Annotated in this window: 17 protein-coding genes and 1 pseudogene; 9 read left to right on the forward strand and 9 right to left on the reverse strand. The window is 57.3% G+C overall.

What is annotated here, in order from left to right:
- The first annotated feature begins 439 nt into the window (after nt 1-439).
- Nucleotides 440-715 carry a DUF4405 domain-containing protein gene (locus BLQ12_RS14265; RefSeq protein WP_092211342.1) on the forward strand — a complete coding sequence of 92 codons (276 nt, stop codon included), beginning with the start codon at nt 440-442 and terminating at the stop codon, nt 713-715.
- A gap of 225 nt (nt 716-940) precedes the next feature.
- Here BLQ12_RS14265 and BLQ12_RS14270 read toward each other — a convergent pair whose 3' ends face one another.
- Entirely contained in the window at nt 941-1,477 is a 537-nt protein-coding gene (locus BLQ12_RS14270) for a YkgJ family cysteine cluster protein (RefSeq protein WP_175469801.1), read from the reverse strand.
- A gap of 219 nt (nt 1,478-1,696) precedes the next feature.
- Here BLQ12_RS14270 and tsaA point away from each other — a divergent pair, with 219 nt between their 5' ends.
- Nucleotides 1,697-2,170 carry a tRNA (N6-threonylcarbamoyladenosine(37)-N6)-methyltransferase TrmO gene (tsaA, locus tag BLQ12_RS14275; protein ID WP_254782056.1) on the forward strand — a complete coding sequence of 158 codons (474 nt, stop codon included), beginning with the start codon at nt 1,697-1,699 and terminating at the stop codon, nt 2,168-2,170.
- A 49-nt stretch (nt 2,171-2,219) separates the two neighbouring features.
- On the opposite strand, the gene BLQ12_RS14280 is transcribed toward tsaA, so the two are convergent.
- Nucleotides 2,220-2,984: a TSUP family transporter gene (locus tag BLQ12_RS14280; protein ID WP_092211344.1), complete on the reverse strand. Its 765-nt coding sequence runs from the start codon at nt 2,982-2,984 to the stop codon at nt 2,220-2,222.
- 389 nt (nt 2,985-3,373) lie between these two features.
- Between BLQ12_RS14280 and BLQ12_RS14285 the strand changes: the two genes are divergently transcribed.
- On the forward strand, nt 3,374-3,814 hold the full coding sequence (locus tag BLQ12_RS14285; RefSeq protein ID WP_092211345.1) for a heavy-metal-associated domain-containing protein: 441 nt from the start codon (nt 3,374-3,376) through the stop codon (nt 3,812-3,814).
- A 105-nt stretch (nt 3,815-3,919) separates the two neighbouring features.
- Here BLQ12_RS14285 and BLQ12_RS14290 read toward each other — a convergent pair whose 3' ends face one another.
- Together BLQ12_RS14290 and dapF are read right to left on the reverse strand one after the other, a co-directional pair.
- Nucleotides 3,920-4,333 carry a hypothetical protein gene (locus BLQ12_RS14290; RefSeq protein WP_092211346.1) on the reverse strand — a complete coding sequence of 138 codons (414 nt, stop codon included), beginning with the start codon at nt 4,331-4,333 and terminating at the stop codon, nt 3,920-3,922.
- Nucleotides 4,334-4,436: 103 nt separating this feature from the next.
- Entirely contained in the window at nt 4,437-5,285 is an 849-nt protein-coding gene (gene dapF / locus BLQ12_RS14295; RefSeq protein WP_092211347.1) for a diaminopimelate epimerase, read from the reverse strand.
- A 340-nt stretch (nt 5,286-5,625) separates the two neighbouring features.
- On the opposite strand from dapF, the gene BLQ12_RS14300 reads away from it, so the two are divergent.
- Nucleotides 5,626-5,919: a GYD domain-containing protein gene (locus BLQ12_RS14300; RefSeq protein WP_092211348.1), complete on the forward strand. Its 294-nt coding sequence runs from the start codon at nt 5,626-5,628 to the stop codon at nt 5,917-5,919.
- 552 nt (nt 5,920-6,471) lie between these two features.
- Here BLQ12_RS14300 and BLQ12_RS14305 read toward each other — a convergent pair.
- The 4 genes from BLQ12_RS14305 to BLQ12_RS14320 form a co-directional block, all read right to left on the reverse strand.
- On the reverse strand, nt 6,472-7,305 hold the full coding sequence (locus BLQ12_RS14305; RefSeq protein WP_092211349.1) for a thiamine pyrophosphate-dependent enzyme: 834 nt from the start codon (nt 7,303-7,305) through the stop codon (nt 6,472-6,474).
- Nucleotides 7,306-7,568: 263 nt separating this feature from the next.
- The gene (locus tag BLQ12_RS14310; RefSeq protein WP_092211350.1) at nt 7,569-9,338 is read right to left on the reverse strand and encodes a 2-oxoacid:acceptor oxidoreductase subunit alpha; all 1,770 of its coding nucleotides are present in this window, start codon (nt 9,336-9,338) and stop codon (nt 7,569-7,571) included.
- A gap of 307 nt (nt 9,339-9,645) precedes the next feature.
- Nucleotides 9,646-10,671 (reverse strand): NAD(P)/FAD-dependent oxidoreductase, encoded by a 1,026-nt coding sequence (locus BLQ12_RS14315; RefSeq protein WP_092211351.1) that lies wholly within the window; start codon nt 10,669-10,671, stop codon nt 9,646-9,648.
- The gene (locus BLQ12_RS14320; protein WP_217640316.1) at nt 10,671-12,461 is read right to left on the reverse strand and encodes an FAD-dependent oxidoreductase; all 1,791 of its coding nucleotides are present in this window, start codon (nt 12,459-12,461) and stop codon (nt 10,671-10,673) included. Before BLQ12_RS14320 ends, BLQ12_RS14315 begins: the two co-directional genes overlap by 1 nt.
- Nucleotides 12,462-13,132: 671 nt before the next feature.
- Between BLQ12_RS14320 and BLQ12_RS14325 the strand changes: the two genes are divergently transcribed.
- The 5 genes and pseudogenes from BLQ12_RS14325 to BLQ12_RS28370 all read left to right on the forward strand — a co-directional run.
- Nucleotides 13,133-14,305, forward strand: coding sequence for a citrate/2-methylcitrate synthase (locus BLQ12_RS14325; RefSeq protein WP_092211352.1), 1,173 nt, complete (start codon nt 13,133-13,135; stop codon nt 14,303-14,305).
- A gap of 14 nt (nt 14,306-14,319) precedes the next feature.
- Nucleotides 14,320-16,974, forward strand: a complete 2,655-nt coding sequence (gene acnA, locus BLQ12_RS14330) for an aconitate hydratase AcnA (RefSeq protein WP_092211353.1) — start codon at nt 14,320-14,322, stop codon at nt 16,972-16,974.
- Between the two features lie 33 nt (nt 16,975-17,007).
- Nucleotides 17,008-17,466 (forward strand): methyltransferase family protein, encoded by a 459-nt coding sequence (locus tag BLQ12_RS14335; RefSeq protein WP_092211354.1) that lies wholly within the window; start codon nt 17,008-17,010, stop codon nt 17,464-17,466.
- Between the two features lie 363 nt (nt 17,467-17,829).
- A complete protein-coding gene (locus tag BLQ12_RS14340; RefSeq protein ID WP_092211355.1) occupies nt 17,830-18,030 on the forward strand; it encodes a hypothetical protein in 201 nt (66 codons plus the stop codon).
- A gap of 254 nt (nt 18,031-18,284) precedes the next feature.
- A pseudogene (locus BLQ12_RS28370) lies at nt 18,285-18,635 on the forward strand (C-GCAxxG-C-C family protein); the annotation flags it as partial.
- 481 nt (nt 18,636-19,116) lie between these two features.
- On the opposite strand, the gene BLQ12_RS14350 reads toward BLQ12_RS28370, so the two are convergent.
- The gene (locus BLQ12_RS14350; RefSeq protein ID WP_092211357.1) at nt 19,117-19,524 is read right to left on the reverse strand and encodes a DUF4372 domain-containing protein; all 408 of its coding nucleotides are present in this window, start codon (nt 19,522-19,524) and stop codon (nt 19,117-19,119) included.
- Between the last annotated feature and the right edge of the window lie 1,074 nt (nt 19,525-20,598).

Raw genomic sequence — 20,598 nt, forward strand, 5'->3', positions numbered from 1 at the left:
ATTCGGCTTTAAAGGCGGATGCGCACCTTGATCATCGTTTGGGCCGCGACCTGCAAAAAGCCGATTCGTCGGGTGCACTCCGTGCACTAAAATCAAAGCCTGTCATGCCCCGAACGCCTCGGTAGAATCGAAACCTTGGGTGGCCCGGACATGGTGCACAGAGTGCACCCTACGGGCTGTCGGCCTTTTGGGACGGTGCCATCAATAACACCCTGGTGACCCAAACGGTGATCAAGGCCCGGAGGCGTGGTGTCCCCCCCCTTCCCCAAAAATCGTTGCCACCCGCACGCCCCCCTTGAAAAACCACCCAGATCAAAGACACGAGCAGCTCCCCAAAAGGCCCCCCAGGCGGGGAATTGATTTTTTCCGTCCCCGGGCGTATACCTAGGTCCGTAGGCTAAAAGGAAACACACGGATTCATGTAAGGAGTAAAGAAGATATGCAGCGACCGAAAAAGATGTGGGGGGTCAATGTAACCCTGTTTGTGCTGGGAAGTTTTCTTGCCGTGACCGGGCTGATCAATGCGTGGGTTCTTCCCCACGGGTACGAAGCCAAGGGGAGCGTGCTGGTGGACATCCGCCATGCGCTGACCGGCCTCCACGAATGGGCGGGGATCCTGTTCATCATTGCCGTGGGCATTCACCTGGTGCTCCACAGCACCTACATCCGAAAAAACATGGAAACCTTCGGATGGATCCGCTGGATAAAACCTTAACCCGGATATTTCATAAAAACCGGCGAACTATTCAGTTTGCCTTCTATGGTTAAAGTGCACGGAAAAAGCATGCCTCCGGCGGCCAGGGGATGATCCCCTGAACCCCAGGCTGCGAATGCCCTCCCCCTTCGTTCCTCAGGGTGAGGGCATTCGCGAAGGGTTCTATGAAATTGAGCAAGGCCTGTTTGTCAAACGTTTCAAAAATTTGGCCCCCGGCAGGGCCTGCTACGCCACGTCCAGATACAGGGTATCGGCAATGGAAAGCCGCTCAAAGGGAGCCTCCGTGCCAAAAAGCTCGTCGCAGAACATGGCATTGACGGCGGCCAGCATCTGATTCATGGGGTCCAGGTTGATCATGACATCCCCGGAAAGGGAGGAGAGTCCCTGGAGATTCTCCGGGCAGAAGTCGACCCTCTGGTTCCCCTTGCCGTCGTCAAAAAGGATGGGAAGCCCGTGGGTCCTGCAGATCACGGGCCGATACCCGTATAAAAGGCAGGCCCCGGCCCCGTCTAAGAGAGGACAGGGTCCCTCGTCGCTGCTTTCGGCTGCCCGGGTCAGGGCAAGGGCTTTCTGGTCCTCGGAAAGGGTGTCAAAGGCCAGGCGAAGGCTGACGGCCTCCACCGGAAAAAGAGAAATATTCAGGCAACAGGCGCTGCACCCCTTGCGGCAGGCCATGTGGCCTGAAAGCGCGGCTTCGATCTCCCCGCAACGGGCGCTCACGCGCGCGAGAAGTGTCCTGTAGTTTTCAAACAATGCGTCCATGGGTCTCTCCAGATAAGGTCGGGAAAAAAAACAGGGGAGGCCAAACATGGAGGCAGGACGACGTGCGACGCACCTTGAAATAAAGCCACCCGATTCGTATGGCCCTCGTCCCGAAGGCATACGGTACATGCGCCGGTGGCGGTTTCTTCTGAAACAGGATGTGCGTGTGCTTATGTAGTGTATTTCACCCCCCCAGACAAGCAAAGGAACGAAGAGATCATGGAAATATCACCCATCGGAACCCTGCACACACCCCACAGGGAACTTGCGTCCATGCCCATTCAGCCCAAAGGGGCAAAAGAGGTCAAAGGCCACGCCCTCCTTCTCCCCGAATACGCCGACGGGTTGCGCGACCTTGAAGGCTTCAGCCACATCTACCTCATCTACCACTTCCACAAGGCCACCCGCACCGAACTCACCGTGGTCCCCTTCATGGACACCCGGCCCCGCGGGGTCTTCTCCACCCGCTCCCCCTTGCGCCCCGCCCACATAGGCATCTCCATCGTCCGCGTCACCCGGGTGGAGGGAAACACCGTGCACTTCACCGGGGCCGATATGCTAGACGGCACCCCGCTCATCGACATCAAACCCTACATCAAAAACTTCGACCAGGTTGAACAGAGCACCTCAGGCTGGATGACCGCCGACGAAAAAACCGTCTCTGATAAACGATCCGACGATCGGTTTGTGTAAAAAAAATGCCTCCGGCAGGGCCGCCGGAGGCAATTTTGGACCCTGCGGGTTAGAGGTAGGTCTGGTAGACGAGTCTTGCCGTGGTCAGAAAGACCACGGTGATGAAAATGGGCTTGATGAGCCTGGATCCGTTTTTGATGGCCAGGGAGGAACCGGTGCGTGCGCCGATGACCTGACCGGCAGCCATGATGAGCCCTGCACTCCAGACGACGTTGCCCAGGGCGATGAAGACGGTAAGGGCCACGACGTTGCTGGTGAAGTTCATGACACGGGTGTACCCGGCGGCCCGGGTCATGGAGAAGCCTAAAAAGAGCACCATCCCCGTGGTCCAGAAGGAGCCGGTACCGGGACCGAAGAAACCGTCGTAAAACCCCAGGAGCAGGCCGCAGAGGGTGTAGAAGACCGGGGTGGGAAGCTTGGGTTTGCGCTGGGTGTCGCCGAAATCGGGGGAGGCCAGTGTGTAGACCAGCACGCCCAAGAGGAGAAGGGGGATCAGGCCCTGGAGAAAACCGGCCTCCATGTGCTGGATGGTCCATGCTCCGGTGGCTGCACCGGTTAGGGTGGCGACAATGCCCATGGCAGACTCTTTCAGATTGACCTCGCCTTTCTGGATGTAGTTGAGGGCGGCCGAAAAGGTGCCGAAGGAGCCCTGGAGCTTGTTCGTTCCCAGGGCAAGCTGGGGGGGCATGCCGACGGAAAGCAGCATGGGCAGGGCCACCAGCCCGCCTCCCCCTGCGATGGAGTCCACAAAGCCGGCAGCGATTCCGGTGACGAAAAGACAAAGGGCGATGACGGGGGTAAGGGCAAAATCCATGGGGCTCCCAGTGATGGCGGATGGTTGCAGAGTGCTCAGGCCTGATGCGCGTGCCTTGGCGGCGATGCTTTAAGGGCCGGAATCTCTGTTTTAATGGCAGGCCCCCGCAAGGGCCTCCGGTCAACAGGGCTTTCGTACCATTGTTTCCCGCAAAATGAACCAGGAATCTTGCCCCGGCTCCTGGTGAATAGTCTCCAGGCGTGTGCAGAGTATTCTTTACCGGTGCGCCTTCCCCAGCATTCGCTCCCCTTTAAACGCCACAATTCCTAGATTTTATGGGACTTCTTCCTGTTCGGCACGTTTCATGAAAGATGCATGTGTATGATGTATCAAAACGCAAGGACAGGGAAACACCTCACGGTAAGCGCAACATGCGTAAAGGAGGGGGAATGCGGTCAGCAGCGGTGATTCTTGCGGCCCTGTTCGTGGGCGTTGTGTCGGTGGCCTCATGGGCACAGGACGCAGGGAAAAAAACAACATTTGACGTGGATCGGATGGCCTGCGACGCATGCCTAGCCGCCATTTCAACGGGGGTGGCACGTGTGGCGGACGGCGCCCGGGTCACCGGTGATTCATCCAAGGGTGTGGTGGTGGTTGTGCATAACGCCGGTATCTCATCGGAGACCATCGGACGGGCCATCACCCGCAGCGGTTTTCCGGCACGGGTTACGGGCACCATGGATGCCACCCCTGAAGAGATGACCGCCATGGGTGGCGCTTTTGCCGAAGAGGCGGAGGGCTGCAGCACGGGAGGGCGCCCTGCATGCGGTGGATCCGGGGAGAGCTGGAAGGCCCTGTACATGAAGATGAAAGACAGGTGGTTTCCCTGATCGAAAAGTAACGATTCAGCTCATTGTTGCCTCCGGCGACCCGCCGGAGGCAACTGCAGGCTCAAATAGGTATCAAAAAAATGAAATTCGGGTGTGTTCGCCAGCCTATGAGTCCAGTTCGCGCTTGAACTTGTCGGCGATGTCGTTATAGAGGTCCTGCTCTTTTTTCTTCTGCTCTTCCTGAATGGCCTTGACCTTCTGTTCGTAGAGACCTGCGGTCTTCTCCTTGAACTTTTTCAGTTCCTCTTCCATGCGGTTCTCCCGGGCTTTTTTCGGAAGGGACTCCACGGCGAGGTGGTCTTCAATAACAATGCAGGTGGTCTGGAAGGGGCCCTCCACCAGGTCGACAATGCCTTTTTCCGTCAGCTCCGAGCATACCCTGGACACCCAGTCCGTGGTCATCTCAAGGATCTCGGCCACCTCTTTAAAAGAGGGGGACGCTTTTTTCGTAAACTCATGGACCCGAACGGCGGCCACCAGGGCCTGTGCCTCATCATAGGGGGTCAACCGGTTCATCATACACCTCCCCTGGTCCCGGCGGTCACCTCCCGGGGCACCGAGACATGCAAGGGACGCGGGGGGCAGCAGTTTACAGCCCCTGCCCCCCGCGTCCCTGTGGGTTTCAGACCGTGACCCGCCCTTCGAACACCAGCGTGGCCGGTCCGGTCTTTAAGATATGGTTGTCGGACTCGTTCCAGGCAATGATCAAATCACCACCCTTCAGCCCCACCTTCACCTCACGGCCCGTAAGGCCCAGCAAATTCGTTGCCACAGCCGTGGCGCATGCGCCGGTGCCGCAGGCCAGGGTCTCGCCGGCCCCCCGCTCCCAGACGCGCATCTTCACTTCCGAGGAAGACACCACCTCCACGAACTCCACGTTGGTCTTCAAAGGAAACAACGGATGGGTCTCGATGGAAGGGCCGAAGGTCGTAGGCTCGTCTCCTGTAAGGCGATCCACCACGATGACGGCATGGGGGTTGCCCATGGAGACGGCGGTGACGGCATATTCCCGGTCATCGGCGGTGAGGGGAACGGACACGGCCCGCTCGCCTTCCACATCAAAGGGGATCTTCCGGGGAGACAGCACCGGCTCGCCCATGTCCACGCACACCCGGGTCACACCGTCCCGGGTCGCCTCGATGATCTCAGGGACAATGGTCCCGGCCTTGGTCTCCACCGTAAAGCGGGTCCCGGCAAGCAGGCCCCTGTCGTTGACAAAGGCGGCAAAGCAGCGCATTCCGTTTCCGCACATTTCCGCCTCGGACCCGTCGGAGTTGAAGATACGAAAGCCGATATCGCAGGCATCCGAGGGAAGGGCCAGGATAATGCCGTCGGCCCCCACGCCGAACCGCCGGTCGCAGAGCTTTCTGGCAAGGGCCGGATACCCCATGGCGCCCAGGGCCCCATCCATGTCGTCCAGCAGGACAAAATCGTTTCCTATGCCTTCCATTTTCGCAAAATCGAGTACCATATGTCCTCCGGATCAATAGAATATTATACGTCTCATTTTCATACCGAATACGCCTTTATCACACAACACGTTTAACGGCCTAATGATAAAAAAGCCCCTCCGGCAAGCAGAGAAGCATCGCCCCGCGTGCTGTACATATCGCCCGCAGGAACGCCGGACAAACGCGGCCCGAACAGGAACACTGTGTTTGACAGAAATCCGCGTTCAAAGGTATAGTTAACTACAGACTACCCACCACACACCACACGACAGAACCGCTCCACATCACCCCCGTCAGGCCCATGTCCCCCGTAACGCCTGTCGGACAACCCACCAACAACGTCGAAACGGAGGTGAGCCGATGAAAACCTTTATCATCCTGACGGAATTGACCGAAGAGGGCAAAAAAGCCATCCAGAATGACCCGGTCGGCATGAAACTCTCGGCCCAGGCCATTGAGAACCGGGGTGGCATCCTCGTGGATCAGTTTGCCCTTCTCGGGCCCTGGGACTTCCTTACCATCATCAAGGCCAAGGATGAAAAAACCATCTTTCGCATCACCACGGAGCTCGATGCCCTGGGCACCGTCAAAACCATGACCCTTCCGGCCATGCCCATCGAGGAGTTCATCGACGACATCATCACCTCTGTGTGACCCCTTTTCCCCGGTGCTTCCCGGAAAACAGAACAGCCCATGATCCGAATCAGGATCATGGGCTTTTTTTGATTCAAAGGCGTTACCAGAACGGGTTTTGATAACAAATCAATTCACGAAAAGAAGCCTCCGGCGGCAAGGTGGGGGCACCTTGAAACCCAATGGCGAATGTTTGAAGGGTATCGTGACACGATCCTTACCGGGGCATTCGCGTGCCGGGTGACATTATGCAACCGCCTCTGGAAAAGAGACGGGCCTCATCATTCGGTGTCATGATCCCCGGCTGGGCAGCCAGGTTAAAGATGCATCCGGCGGCCCTGCCAGGGGGCTAAACTTTTAAAAAGTTCAATAAACAGGTTTAAAAAACAGATTCAGTTTAATCTGAACCAATGGCGAATGTGATTTTCCCTGAGGAACGAAGGGGAAAGCGCATTCGCAACTTGCTTTCAAGGTGGCACACCTTGCCGCCGGAGGCATCTTTTGGGTTTTTACTCTGAGCCCTCTTGCCCCTGTCGTTCATCCGACTTTAACCATAGAAGGCTTTCCGGCCCTTTACCCCCTCTTGCGTTGGGCTTCTAAATGATCGATGTAGGACGGCCGCAGGGCGTCCTGATAAAAAATACCGGTCATAAGGCGTTCGTCCCGTGCCAGGCGCAGGGCGGCCTCGTGGTCCTCGGGATCGTGGGTGTGGGGCAGGGGGAGGGCCAGCTCCGAGAGTCGCTTCCAGGTGTAGTTCTCCTTGTCGAAGGTGACGCACGGGGAGACAAGGTGCAGAAAGCTGAACCCTTTGTGAAGGATTCCCTGGTGCATGATGTGTTTCATGCCCTCCACGTCCCCGGCAAAGCCCCGGGCCACAAAGGAGGCACCGTAGGAGAGGGCAAGGGCCACGGGATTCAGGGGGGTGTCGGGGTTGCCCCGGGGGTGGGAGCCGGTGACGTTGCCCATGGGCGTTGTGGGAGACGACTGCCCCTTGGTGAGACCGTAGATGGAGTTGTCGAAGAGAAACAAGGTGACGTCGATATTTTTCCGGGCAATATGGGGCAGGTGACCGCCCCCGATGCCCAGGATATCTCCGTCCCCTCCCACGGCAAACACCGTCAGGTCCGGCGAGGCCAGCTTCACGCCGCTGGCGATGGGGACGGCCCGTCCGTGGAGGGTATGAAATCCGTAGACCTTCATGAAGATGGGAAATCGCCCGGCGCAGCCGATGCCGCTGACCACACACATCTCTTCATTGCGAAGGCCAAGCTCCCCCACCACCTGCAGCAGGGCGTGGGCAATGCCGAAGTACCCGCATCCCGGGCACCAGGTAGGCAGCTCGCGGGTACGGTAATCAAGGAACCCCTCTCCCCGGACTTTCACCAGGGCGTCGCTGATGTAGGTCATGTCAACTCCGTCTTTGATCCAAAAGCGCCTCCGGCGGCTCTGCCGGCGGCCAAACTTTTGAAAAGTTTGATAAACACATCCTGTAACGATTCAGCTTATGCCTCCGGCGGCCCTGCCGGGGGCTAAAAGTTTAACAAACCGGTTTTAAAAAACAGATTCAAGCCAACCTGGATCGCATCAGCAACCTGCTTTCAAGATGTTTTAGCCTCAATGGCTTCCATGAGAAGACATCGCATTTTGTATGTTTAATCTTTGTGCTGACCCTAAAACTTAAACTTCCCGATAAACTCCAGAATATCCTCGGACGCCATGGGCAGTCCGGAGATGAGGTTGAGGCGGTGCACCTCCCGGTTGATGACCGGGGCCACGAGGTTGGCGTACTGCCCGGTGTGGTTGAGCTCGGCAACCACCAGGGTCTTGCATCGCCCACTGAAGGCTTTCAAGGCCTCTTCGGGCAGTGGATAGATCACCGAGGAGTGGAAGGAGGCGATGCGATGCCCCTTTTTCCGGGCCCTTCTCACGGCCTCTTCGGCGGCCCCGGAGGAAGAGCCCCAGGAGAGGATCCCGATATCCACCTCCCCTTCGGTGCCTGACTCCATGACCGGAGGCAGTTCGGCCTGAAGGGTCTTGAACTTTCTGAACCGCTTCTCGGTCATGGCCAGATGATTTTCGCCGTCGTAGACGGGCTTGCCGTAGGTGTTGTGCTCCAGGCCGGTGTCCACGAACATCCCGTAGGGCATCCCCGGAAGGGTCCTCGGGGAGATGCCGCTCTCGGTGATCTTGAACCGCTCGTAGTCGTCTAAGTCCTCATCCTCCGGAAAAACGTTGGCAGACAGCATGGCCTCCTCCGGCGGATCGGGCTTGGGAATGTTCCGGATGCTGTTGGACAGGTAAAAATCGAGGAGAATCACCACCGGGGTCTGGTACTTCTCGGCGGTGTAGAAGGCCAGGCAGGTCATGGCGTAACAATCCATGACGTCCCTGGGGGCAAAGACCACCCGGGGCGAATCCCCGGTGCCGCCGCAGACCGCCGCGGACAGATCGCTCTGCTCCATTTTGGTGGGAAGCCCGGTGCTGGGACCGCCCCGCTGGGAGTTGACGATAACGGCGGGCACCTCGGCCATCACCGCCAGGTTGATCATCTCCCCCATGAGGGCAAACCCCGGTCCGGAGGTGGCTGTCATGGCCCGTTTTCCTGAGAACCCTGCCCCCACCACGTTGCCGGCGGCCGAGATTTCGTCCTCGGTCTGGATCATCACCCCCCCGAAGTCTCCCAGGCGCTTGCTCAGGATCTCCATGATCTTGGTGGCCGGGGTGATGGGGTACCCCGCATAAAGACGGAGCCCGCTGTCCATGGCGGCCATGGCCACGGCTTCGTTGCCGTTCATGATGACCTGCTCGCCATTGGGGGGCGGGGGGGCCGCCCCCTGGAAGGAATACGGGTCTTCCTTGGCGACATGGCTCGTCGTCCACTCGTACCCGAGGCTGAACGAGGCCAGATTGCTGTCGATAATCACCTGCTTCTTGCCCTTGTAGCGTGCCTCGATAAAGGCCTTCATGGCCTCGGGGTCGATGCCGAACAGGGCGGCCACCGCGCCGATGGCCACCATGTTCCGGCCCTTGGCGTTGCCCGCGGCCTTGTTGGCCAGCTCCAGCATGGGGATGCCGTAGGCGGTCATGCCCGGCTCGGCCCATCCGGCAATGCTCATGTCCTCCTCGTGGCAGACCGGGGGCTTGCTGTCATAAATCAGCACCCCGTCTTTCCGAAGCCCTGCCATCTGGGTGATGGCATGGGCGTCGTTCAGAGCCACCAGAACGTCCGTGTACTTCCCCGGTGAGAGCACCTTCTCCGAGCTGACTCGAAAATGGGCCACACACTTACCGAACCCCCGGATCTCCGAAGGAAACGAATCAAAGGAGACAATGTCGTAGCCCTCGCTGCTCATGAAGCGGGTCATCACCTCGCCGGCGGAGATGGTCCCCTCCCCTGCGCTGCCACAGATCTCAATCACAATATCAACGCTGGTCGTCATCGTGTTCGCTCTCCTGTATTGAACATGCAGCTCAAAACATCCGATGCCTTCTATTGTCAAATTGGGTCAAAAAATAAGCCTCCGGCGGCGAGGTGAGCCACCTCGAAAGCATATTGCCCTTGCGGTTTATGCAAGTAAATTCAAAAATTCCGACGGACCTGGATACGTTAACGTACCTTGTGAATTATTAGGTTTAACCGCGGTGCCTCCGAAGGCACGGGCGAAGCCCGTCAGCAAATGAGACGTCCCTGAGGAACGAAGGGACGGAGCATTTGCGAACCTGGGGTGCAGGGGCTTTAGCCCCTGCTTATGCGAAGGATTTCCACCAGGAGGTGCGGATGGTAACCCCATCCATCTCAAAGATCTCCTTGGGCTGGTAGTCGATGATCTTTTCCCGGCCCAGAAGGTTCATGGCGGTGATCTCACCTTGTGCCTCGGCATTGCCCCAGCCCACGGAAACCCAGTAATCCTTAAGGTCCGGGTTGTAGATCTGGGCGCAATCCCCGCAGGCATAGACATCTTCATGGTTGCTGCGCATGAGGTGGTCCACGAGCACCCCCTTTTCCGTGTTGATCCCGCTGCCCACCAGAAACCGGATATTGGGGACGGAGCCGAAAAAGGAGAAGACCAGGTCGGCTGAAAGCTCCGCACCGTCGGGCAGGATCAGAATAAATCCCTCCCCTTCGGGCCGGACATCCGTCACCGGCTCGGCATCGGTGATCACGGTAACCCCAAGGCTGGTGAGGCGTTTGGTTACGTTCTTCTGAATTTCATCCTTGAGGCTCACGGGCCAGAAGAGGCTGCTGTAAAGGACAAACACCACCTCCTTACCCGCTTTGCGGGCCTCCCTGGCAAAGCCCATGCTGGTGAGATCCCCTCCGAGAACGGCAAGGCAGGAGGCCTTTTCCATGGCATCCCGCACCATGCGGGCGTCATCGAAACCGGCCAGGCAGTGAAGGTACTCGGCAAACCCGGCGTGGGTGGGGAGCCGACGGGCCGAGGCGCCCACGGCCAGGATGAGTTTGGTGTAGTGCACCTTCTCCATGTGCCGGAGGTAGACCACCTTTTCAGCCGGGTCGACCTTCTCCACGCGCTGGCCCAGACGCAGCCGGATCCGTTTCTCCTGGTACCCCCGATAGGGACGGATGACGAGATCCTCGGCCTGGCAGCCCCCCACGGTGTAGAGGGGCACCCGGTGCTTGTAGTAATACAGGGGTTTCTCATCGGAGATGATGGTGATCTTGGCCTCCGGGTCTTCCCTGCGCAAGGTGTCGGCCGCGCTGTTGCCCGCCGGGCCGTTTCCTATGATGACGTAATGGTCGTCCTTCGGCATCACTCCTCCCTGTCCACTTCCACCAGCTCGGTTTTGGTTATGGTTATGCAGTCCATGGGACAGACCTCGTAACACTTCCCGCAGCGAATACAGCGCTTGTTGTCGATGGCGATGGCCACCACGTCGTTCCAGTTGCCTGTCTCGCCGTACTCCCCGTAGCTTCCGTCGGGGTTCTCGGCAACGCTTGAGATCATCTTGATGCAGTCCCGGGGAGCCACGTCGATGCACATGGAGCAGTAGATGCACCGGGACACGTCGATCTCATATTTCAAGCTGCAGAGGTAGCAGCGCAAAGACTCCTTGACGGCCTCGGCCTCGCCGTAGCCCTCTTCCACCTCATTGTCCGCATCTTCAAAACGTTCCTCAACGGGCAGGGTGGGCATGGCCACCGGCTTGATGAAATCGTACTCCCGCTCCCGGTCGGTCTGCTCGGCCGGTTCGAATCGCACCAGAAGCGCCTTGCGCCTGCGCCCGGCAAAGAGCTCGTCCACCTCGTGGGCGGCGTGGCGCCCGGCGGCCAGGGCGGAGATGACGTTGGAGGCGCCGGTGACGCAATCGCCTGCGGCGTAAAGGCGGTCCACGGAGGTGAGATACCGTCCGGGCTTCACCCCGATGCGCTGCCCGTCCATATTAAGGGGCTGGCCCAGGTCCACCAGGGGATGCTGGCCGATGGCGCTGATGATGGTGTCCGCCTCCATGACAAACTCGGAGTTTTCGATGGGCACGGCGATGCGGCCCTTGCCGTCCGGGGTGTCTTCCAGGCGGGTCCTGAGGAACTCAATGCCCTCCACCCGGCCACCCGTCCCCAAAATCCGGTGGGTGCTCACCAGGCTGTAAATGCGGCCCCCTTCCACCTTCACCTCGCGAATTTCATGGTCGTCCACGGGCATGTGCTCTTCGGTGGCCAGGATATTGATACGCACGCTCTCGGCCCCCATGCGAAGGGACGTCCGGGCACAGTCCATGGCGGTAAAGCCATCCCCCACCACGATGACCCGGCGGCCCGTCTCCACCTCCTGTCCGAGGTTGGTCCTCACCATGTAGTCGAGGCCGGAGATCACCCCTTCCATCTCCTCCCCCTCCACCCCCAGGCGGTTGGGCTCCATGCATCCCACGGTGGTGATCACGGCATCGTGTTTTTTAAGCAGGTCTTTAAGGACGATGTCGTGCCCCACCAGCACCCGGGTCCGGAGCACCACCCCCAGCCTCAGGACATTTTCGATCTCAAGGTCCAGAATATCCCGGGGCAGCCGAAAGGCGGGAATCCCGTAGCGCAGCATTCCGCCTGCTTCGGGCATGCTCTCATAGAGGGTGACGTTGTGTCCGTACACGGCCAGGTCGTGGGCCGCCCCGATGCCCGCAGGGCCGGAGCCGATGACGGCCACGCTCTTACCCGACGGGGCGTACAGGTCCTCTTTGATGCGGTGCATGGCCGGTTTCAAATCGGCTGCCGAACGCTTTAAATGGCAGATATTCACCGGGTCCCCCAGGTCGTCCTCCCCGTGGCGGCAGGCCGCCTCGCAGGGCCGGGAACAGATCCGCCCCAGGGTGGCGGGCAGGATGTTGTAAACCCGGTTCAATTCATAGGAGCGCCCGTAACGGTTCTCGGTGATGCACCGGATGTATCCCGGCACGTTGGTGGCGGCGGGGCAGGCATGCTGGCAGGGGACGTTGTCGGCCATGTACCCGAAGTCCCTCGGGTCATCTGAAAAGGCGATCTCTTTGATGATGCGGAGCATGCCGCTGGTCCCGTCGTTTCCGCGCTGGCTGCTGTAGATCTCTCGTTTCATCGGCTTTTCCCGTGGGGTCTTTTCTGTAAGGCTTATTGACAGTTCATGACAAAACGCGTGGTGAGGCTGCTGCACGATCTTTTAAAGGGTGCGGGGGGGAGAAATGGGGTCAACCCCGTGGTGCCTGAACCGACGCGGTGGCTTTGTGGCGGTTTTGCTACCGGGCAGCGCCGAATCGGGGTGTGCAACCCCTCAGGCCCTTGGGGGAAAGACCATCCCGCATGGGAAGAGAGCCCGTGCGGGCGCAGATCGCCGCACGGAACCCTTGGAAACAGAATTGTTACCGGTAAATATACTCTCTTTTTGACAGCCATGCAAGGCGGTTGCGTTTTTTTAACCTTGTGGTTATCAGGATTTTCATGTTTAATTAAGGAGTTCGCGCCGCCGCACAGCATGCGCAAAAAGTCTTTTATATCAACTTCTTGCCGAGCTCTCCATGCACATTCTCCTCTCCTTTGCCTTCACCTGTCTGCTCGGCCGCCCGCACCCGGGCCTCTCTCGTTATTCGTATGGTGGCGACTCCGGCCACCGGAGTGTTTTGTTCATTCCCGTCAATTCCCTGTGCCTCTCCCGGCACGCCGTGGCTTTTATTCCCGGGCGGATAAGGCCGGCACCAGGCCCCGTTCCCGACCCCATGTCAACACGACCCGATGCCCAACAAGGAGGATTCCATGGACAGCCCCATCAAAAACATCGGCCTTCGCGGTGTGGTTATCGCCAGCACCAAAATCTGCGACGTGGACGGTGCCAACAGCCGCCTCCTCTACCGCGGCTACCTCATCCAGGACCTGGCAATGGAGACCACCTTCGCCGAGGTGGCTCACCTGCTCCTGCATGACAAGATGCCCGACATCCATGAGCTGGTTAATTTTACCAACCAGCTGGAGAGAAACCGCACCCTGCCCCCCAACCTCATCTGTGCCATGCAGACGCGCCCCGTGACCACGCCCCCCATGGACATCCTCCAGGCCTGCGTCGCCCTGTTGGCACACCACGACGACTCCCTCCCCGAGAACAGCCTCCCCCTGGCCCGCAACCGGGCCATGGGCCTCATCGCCAAGCTGCCCACGGTGGTGGCCGCCTGGACCCGCATCCGCCAGAGGCTGGAACCCATCGAACCGGTCCCGGGCCTCTCCATGGCCGAGAACTTCTTTTACATGATCACCGGCGAGCGCCCCGACCGGCGCATAGCCGAACTCTTCGACCGGGCCCTGGTCCTGCATGCCGAGCACGCCTTCAACGCCTCCACCTTTGCCGCCCGGGAGGTGGCCTCCACCCGCGCGCACATGTACGCCGCGGTGTCTGCTGCCATCGGTTCCCTCTCCGGCGAGCTCCACGGCGGGGCCAACACCCGGGTCATGGAGATGCTCAAGGCCATCGGCACCAAAGAGAACATCAAGCCCTTTGTGGAAGACAAACTGGAAAAAGGCGAGCTCGTCATGGGCCTGGGCCATGCCGTTTACAAAAACGGAGACCCCCGGGTGGAGATCCTGCGCCCCATGAGCAAAGAGGTGGGCGAGCGGGTCGGTGACACCCACTGGTACGAGATGACCGAAGAACTTGAGCGGGTAGGCAAGGCCCTGTTCAAGGAGAAAAAGGACCTGGAGATCTTCCCCAACGTGGACTTCTACAGCGCCTCCCTCTACCACACCATGGGCCTGGCCCACGACCTGTTCACCCCGGTCTTTGCCATGAGCCGAGTGGCAGGATGGTGCGCCCACATCATCGAAGAGCAGTTCGCAGACGAAGCCCACAAACCCGTCCTCTATCGCCCCGAATCCGAGTACATCGGCACCTACTGCGGCCCCGAGGGCTGTACCCTTGTCCCCATGGACAAACGTTAACAAGGAGGCGCCCCATGATCTCCCTGGACTCCCTGATCCGAGATGTTGTCGTGGACGGCCGTACGTACGCCGCCGTGAACGTGGCCGGCCTTGCCGGGGTGTATGCCTCGGCCCCTTCCCGGCTCCCCTTTTCCCTTAAGATCCTGGCGGAGAACATGGTGCGCAACATCCTCTGGGAACGCCTGGCCCCGGAGAACCTCACCCGGCTCCTCTCCTGGCGCCCCGAAGGCTTTGCCCCCGTGGGCATCAGTTTCTACCCGGCCCGGGTGCTGATGCAGGATTTCACCGGCGTCCCCGCCCTCTGCGACCTGGCCGCCATGCGGGACGCCGCCGTAAAGGCGGGGTTCCCACCGGAGCGTATCAACCCCGAGGTGCCCGTGGACCTGATCATCGACCACTCGGTGCAGGTGGATTTTTTCGGGATGAAAGGGGCCCTTGAGAAAAACGTGGGCCTGGAGTTCGACCGCAACCGGGAGCGCTACGCCTTTTTGAAGTGGGCCCAGAAGAGCTTTGACAACCTGAAGATCGTGCCCCCCAACTCCGGCATCTGCCACCAGATCAATCTGGAGAAACTGGGAACCGTTGCGGTGTCAAGCACCTACAAGGACCGTGCCTGGGCCTTTCCGGACTCCCTGGTGGGCACCGACTCCCACACCCCCATGATCAACGCCCTGGGCACCCTGGGCTGGGGTGTCGGCGGCATTGAGGCCGAGGCGGTGATGATGGGACAACCCCTGTCCATGCGCCTGCCGAGCGTCACCGGCGTTCGCATCTGCGGCGCCCCGAATAAAGGCGTCACGGCAACGGATGTGGTCCTGTATGTCACCGAGCGCCTTCGGCAAGAGGTGGTGGTGGAGCAATTCGTGGAGTACTTCGGCCCCTCCCTGGCCGCCCTCTCCCTGCCGGACCGAGCCACTATCGCCAACATGACGCCTGAAAACGGAGCCACCGTGGGCCTCTTCCCCGTGGACGAGGTGACCATAGAATACCTGCGCGCCACAGGCCGCGACGCCGCCGCCCGGTTCGCAGAGGCCTACGCCAAAGAGATCGGTCTCTTCCACGACCCCGCGGAGGAGCCGTCCTACAACCGCGTCATCGAACTCGACCTCTCGGACATCACCCCGTGCGTGGCCGGACCCTCTCGCCCCCAGGACCGCATCCCCTTACAGAAACTCAAACCCGCCATGCAAGCCGCCTTCGGAGGAGGAAAAAAAGGCAGGGACATCTCCATGGACGGGAAACTATGCCGGGTACAGGACGGCTCCGTGGTCATCGCCGCCATCACCTCCTGCACCAACACCTCCAACCCCCATGTGATGCTCGGCGCAGGCCTCATCGCCAAAAAAGCGGCAGCCCTGGGCCTTTCCATCCCGCCCTATGTCAAAACCTCCCTGGCCCCGGGCTCCAAAGCCGTGGTGAAATACCTTGAAGACGCAGGTCTCATGACGCCCCTGGAGTCCCTTGGCTTTCACCTGGCAGGTTTCGGCTGCACCACCTGCATCGGCAACAGCGGCCCCCTGCCACCGAAGGTAGCCCACGTGGTGGAAGAGGAGAACTTAAACGTCTCCGCCGTGCTCTCGGGCAACCGCAACTTCGAGGCGCGCATCCACCAGAAGGTGCGCAGCAATTTTCTGGCCTCACCCATGCTCGTGGTGCTCTTTGCCCTTGCCGGGCGCACCGACATCGACCTCATGCACGAAAGAATCGGCTGCACCCCCGAAGGCAAAGAGATCTTCATGGCCGACCTCTGGCCCTCCCGGGAGGAGATTGATGCCGTGGTGGCACGCTGCATCAGCCCTGCCACCTTCACCTCCACCTACGCGTCCCTCTACGATGGGGACGCCCACTGGCAGGGCATCGACTCGGGCTCAGGGCTCACCTTTGACTGGGACAAGGCATCCACCTACATCCGTAAGCCCCCCTTCTTCGACGATTTTTCCCTGACGCCCCCCGCCATGGAAAACATCACCGATGCCCGGGTCCTGGCCAAACTCGGGGATTCGGTCACCACCGACCACATCTCCCCGGCCGGCGCCATCCCACCCTCCTACCCGGCCGGGGCCTACCTCACCGACCAGGGAGTCACCCCGGACGCCTACAACTCCTACGGCTCCCGCAGGGGAAACCACGAGGTCATGATGCGCGGAACCTTCGGCAACATCCGCATCAAAAACGAACTGGCCCACGGCCGGGAAGGGGCCTACACCACCCTCTTTCCCGACCACGAAGAGCGCTTTATCTTCGACGCCGCCCAAACCTACGGGAAACACCGCACCCCCCTTGTCGTCCTGGCCGGGACAGAGTACGGCACAGGCTCCAGCCGGGACTGGGCCGCCAAAGGGAGCCTCCTTCTCGGCATCAGGGCCGTCATCGCCGAATCCTTCGAGCGCATCCACCGCAGCAACCTCGTGGGTATGGGCGTCCTCCCCTTAGAATTCATGGAAGACGAGTCCGCCCGCACCCTGAACTTAAACGGCACCGAAACCTTCTCCCTCTCAGGCCTGGACACCCTGGAAGCCGGGGGTACCCTCTCCGTCCGCGCCCAGAAGGAAACCGGTCAGGCCATCCTCTTCGGCGTCAAGGTCCGCCTGGACACAGCCAAGGAGGTGGAAACCTATCGCCACGGCGGCATCCTGCCCATGGTGTTGCGTGAACTGCTGGAAAAATAGCCATCAACCCGAAGGCCCAACAGACGAGACGCGATGGCACACCTTGAATTGAAAATCCCCCCGGTTTTGGTCACCGCCCTTTTTGGCTTTTTCATGTGGGCCACCACCCTGGTGGTGCCCGGTAGCGGGTTGCCGCTGTGGCTCCGTGGGACGGCCTTTGGACTGGGATGCGGTGCAGGTGCTTTTTTCATCGCAACCGGAGTGCTCTCGTTCCGCCGCGCCGGGACCACGGTGAACCCCCTGGCCCCCGGAGCCACCACCTTTGTCACCACAGGAATCTACCGGCGAAGCCGAAACCCCATGTATGTAGGCCTCCTGCTTCTTCTGGTGGGCTGGGGCCTGCTGCTGGCAAATGTGGGGGCCCTTTTATGGACGGCTCTCTTTGTGCCGTACATCAGCAGGTTCCAGATTCAGCCGGAAGAACGGGCCCTGGAAAAACGCTTCGGCGAGGCCTTTACTTCTTACAAAAAAAAGGTCCCCCGGTGGTTGTGATGTTTCCCGAAAGACACCACGCCCACAAACCGCATGGAAGATGGCTCAATTCGATGCAGCAAGCACTACCCATTTCCATCATCAAATCAAGACATTCCGATTACCCACGCAAAAACACACCGATCCACACTTGCTTTGCCATACGGACTATGATCTCATCTTAATAACTGCAACCACGATTAGACAGTATTAAACATTGAAACATGGAGCCCGGGTTCTCATGACATGCCGGCCCCTTGAATACCGCTTAGCTCACCTGATTGTGAAATTTTTATAGGGGGATAGATCAGAAAAAGGGACAGGCTGTGCATGCGTCGCCTTTTCACGAGGTATACATCGTAACGATTTCAACGGGAGGGAAGGATGACTATTTTTGCACTGATCGCAAACACCATTCAATTTTTTATCGCGATTTTGTTGTTAACAGAGCTCTCTTCTCCGTGGGGTGACAGGGATATCTTTCTAATTTTTGTCATGCTTGTTGTTCCGGCTCTGAACTTGATGTGTTTTTTACCTGTTTCGGAAAAGAGAAAAGACAAGGCCGGCTTTATCTCCATGCATTAAATAAGCAAAGGATCAGCGTGCTTATTAATTGTTCCATGCCGCTAAAATGATGCATGGTTCGGTAAAAGAGTAAAAAAGGGTCTGCAATCCCAGCGGGGTTGCAGTGCTCAATAGCCTGCCATTGAAGCATACTATTGCAACCAGATACACATCTGCAATAACACACGCCAGTAGAAGCAAAAAATGAAAACAGACATATTTGTTAAAAACGAGTCGAAACGTATTATTGGAATGAAGATTTAAATTGTGCAACGACAACACTGAAAATACTGTCGGAAGTGTTTGAGACACCCCTTGACGAGCAAGTCATCAGCTCAGCCATTGGGCTGCCCGGCGCCGGTAAACACGGCGCGCTCTGTGGACTGGTCTCCGGCACCCTCATGTTTTCGGGTATCTGGGGAAGAAGGAACAGCATCCCGGACACTGAGATTTCTGTGTATTGCCAACGCTTTTCCACCGCCTTTGAAACGCGCTTTGGCAGCCTGCAATGCAGCGTTCTGAGACCCCAAGGATTTCACCCCGACAACCCGCCTCACCTCTGCGAGCCCATAACGTGTCAGGCACTCGAACTGTCCATAGCATTTCTCACAAATGTCACCCCATGACGGAAAAGGCACAGCAAAGGAAAGGCGCCTTAAGACCCACACAAAGACAAAACATCTAAAAAGAAGCATGTTACAGAGACAGAGACGAGCCACATTGAAAGCGAATTGCCGCAGCGCGCCCCCCCTAATCACAGAGGCATATCTCGTAAAAAATATTCATTTATTTTTCGAGAAAGCCGTCTCTCCCATCATCAAAGCCAATCAGAGTCATAAAAAATCGTCTCCTTTCCTATTACCCTGTGCACCCCCAAAAATCCGAAACCTTTGAAAACCCGAAAAATCGTAGGGTGCATTCCATGCACCACCCCGAAACCACTCGTCCAACCCTATAAAAACGGATCATGAAGACCACCAGTCAAAAGCCTTCATCGGCCCTACAGGGAAGGGACTCAAACTCTATAAAAAGGATAGAGAGCCACAGGAGAAAAAACGATCTATGATTTGTCCAATGTCAAGACGCGACCCCTTTCCACTTTCCACGTTATAATTTGTTTTTAAATCGAAACTTATGCCTCGTCGGGGCAAGAGACTGGCATTTGTTAAGGGTTTGATAGAAGAGACTTCGATACATCTCCCAAGGTCGTTTCTGGTTTGCATATGACAGTTTCGACTTACTTTGGGATTGTTTCATTCCAAGATACCTCAACTTACCATTGGCCGAGGCCAAACCACCGAATATTTCTCGGAGGCTTTTTGCTTGGGCTATTTGGCAAAAAAGCATGGAAACAAAATGATCCCAGCATTTGAAGCCTTTCGAGTTTCTTTCAGCTCCGTGAACTGAGACTAAGCGGGCAAATTCGTTACGGTCAAAAAACCTACTATTTGACTGAAAAGGCTGGAATGACGTACCATTGGCATGCTCCTTGTTTGGCGAGGTCTTTGTTTGCAAACTTAACCATGCCTTATTAAGGAGCTTCTTTTCAAATTCTCACCGGTTTACTTCCGGTCAAATCCTATTTTGGAAAACAGTGATTTTTTTATATAAAATATGAGTGATACTTTATGTTAAATACAATCATTCTAAATTCTTTTGAACTATTCAAGAATATCATTATTCATCCAGCTGTATTCTTTGATAGAGCTGGAAAAGGCAAATCCAATCTCGCAATATATTTTTTGTTTATAGTCAGTATTATTATCACTTTTTTTAAGTCTTTCAGCATAAAAAAACATACTTTTAACTATTTTTCAAATGAGATTATCAATATAGTTATATCTTTTTTCAATATTCCACAAACAAAATGGCTCATAGCATTTCTGGGGTTTAGTATGTTTCTCATGTTAATTATCGTTTTTTGTCATTTTTTATTAAAAAAGTGCAATAAAAAAGAGTTAACTATGAGTTTTTTGGCTATCAGCTGTGCTGGAATAATACTTCAAGCTGTATTTTATATCCTTGAGCATTTATTGTCTCAAAAATCAGCTTACATACTAAGCAACATAACGTTCTCTTGGATTATTTTCCTATCAATTACGGCAATAAAAATCAGCCAAAACACCTCGTATAGTAAATCAGTCATAATCTATATTATAGCTGGAATACCTGTAATAGTTATAATTGGCTTAACCGGACTCGCACCATTCTTGTTATGGCTTGTCCCCCCAGTAAACTAAAATTAAGGTTTGCAACCTAAACCTCTTACGACGACCTATGTCAACAATTTGCAATAGCCGCAAGGATTCCAACTTACGCAATAATGTTACTTGATAACCTTCCGAAAAGAGCAAAGGGATATCTGTAATGATCGTCAAGAGGGTACGTTAGAAAGAAGGGCCGATGGATTGGATGCGGCTGTCGGTGCGGGAGCCGCATCCTACGCGTCGTATCCCGTGGGGCCACGGTGATTCCAATGATTCGACAGCATGGAAAAAGCCTCTATTGGCATACTCCTGCAACCGAAAACATGAGGCGAAAGCAAGTAGAACAACGGTAGGTTGGAGGGGCAGTCCCAGTAAAAAAAGA

This window comes from Desulfoluna spongiiphila, assembly GCF_900101345.1.
In the GTDB taxonomy this organism is placed as follows: Bacteria; Desulfobacterota; Desulfobacteria; order Desulfobacterales; family Desulfolunaceae; genus Desulfoluna; species Desulfoluna spongiiphila.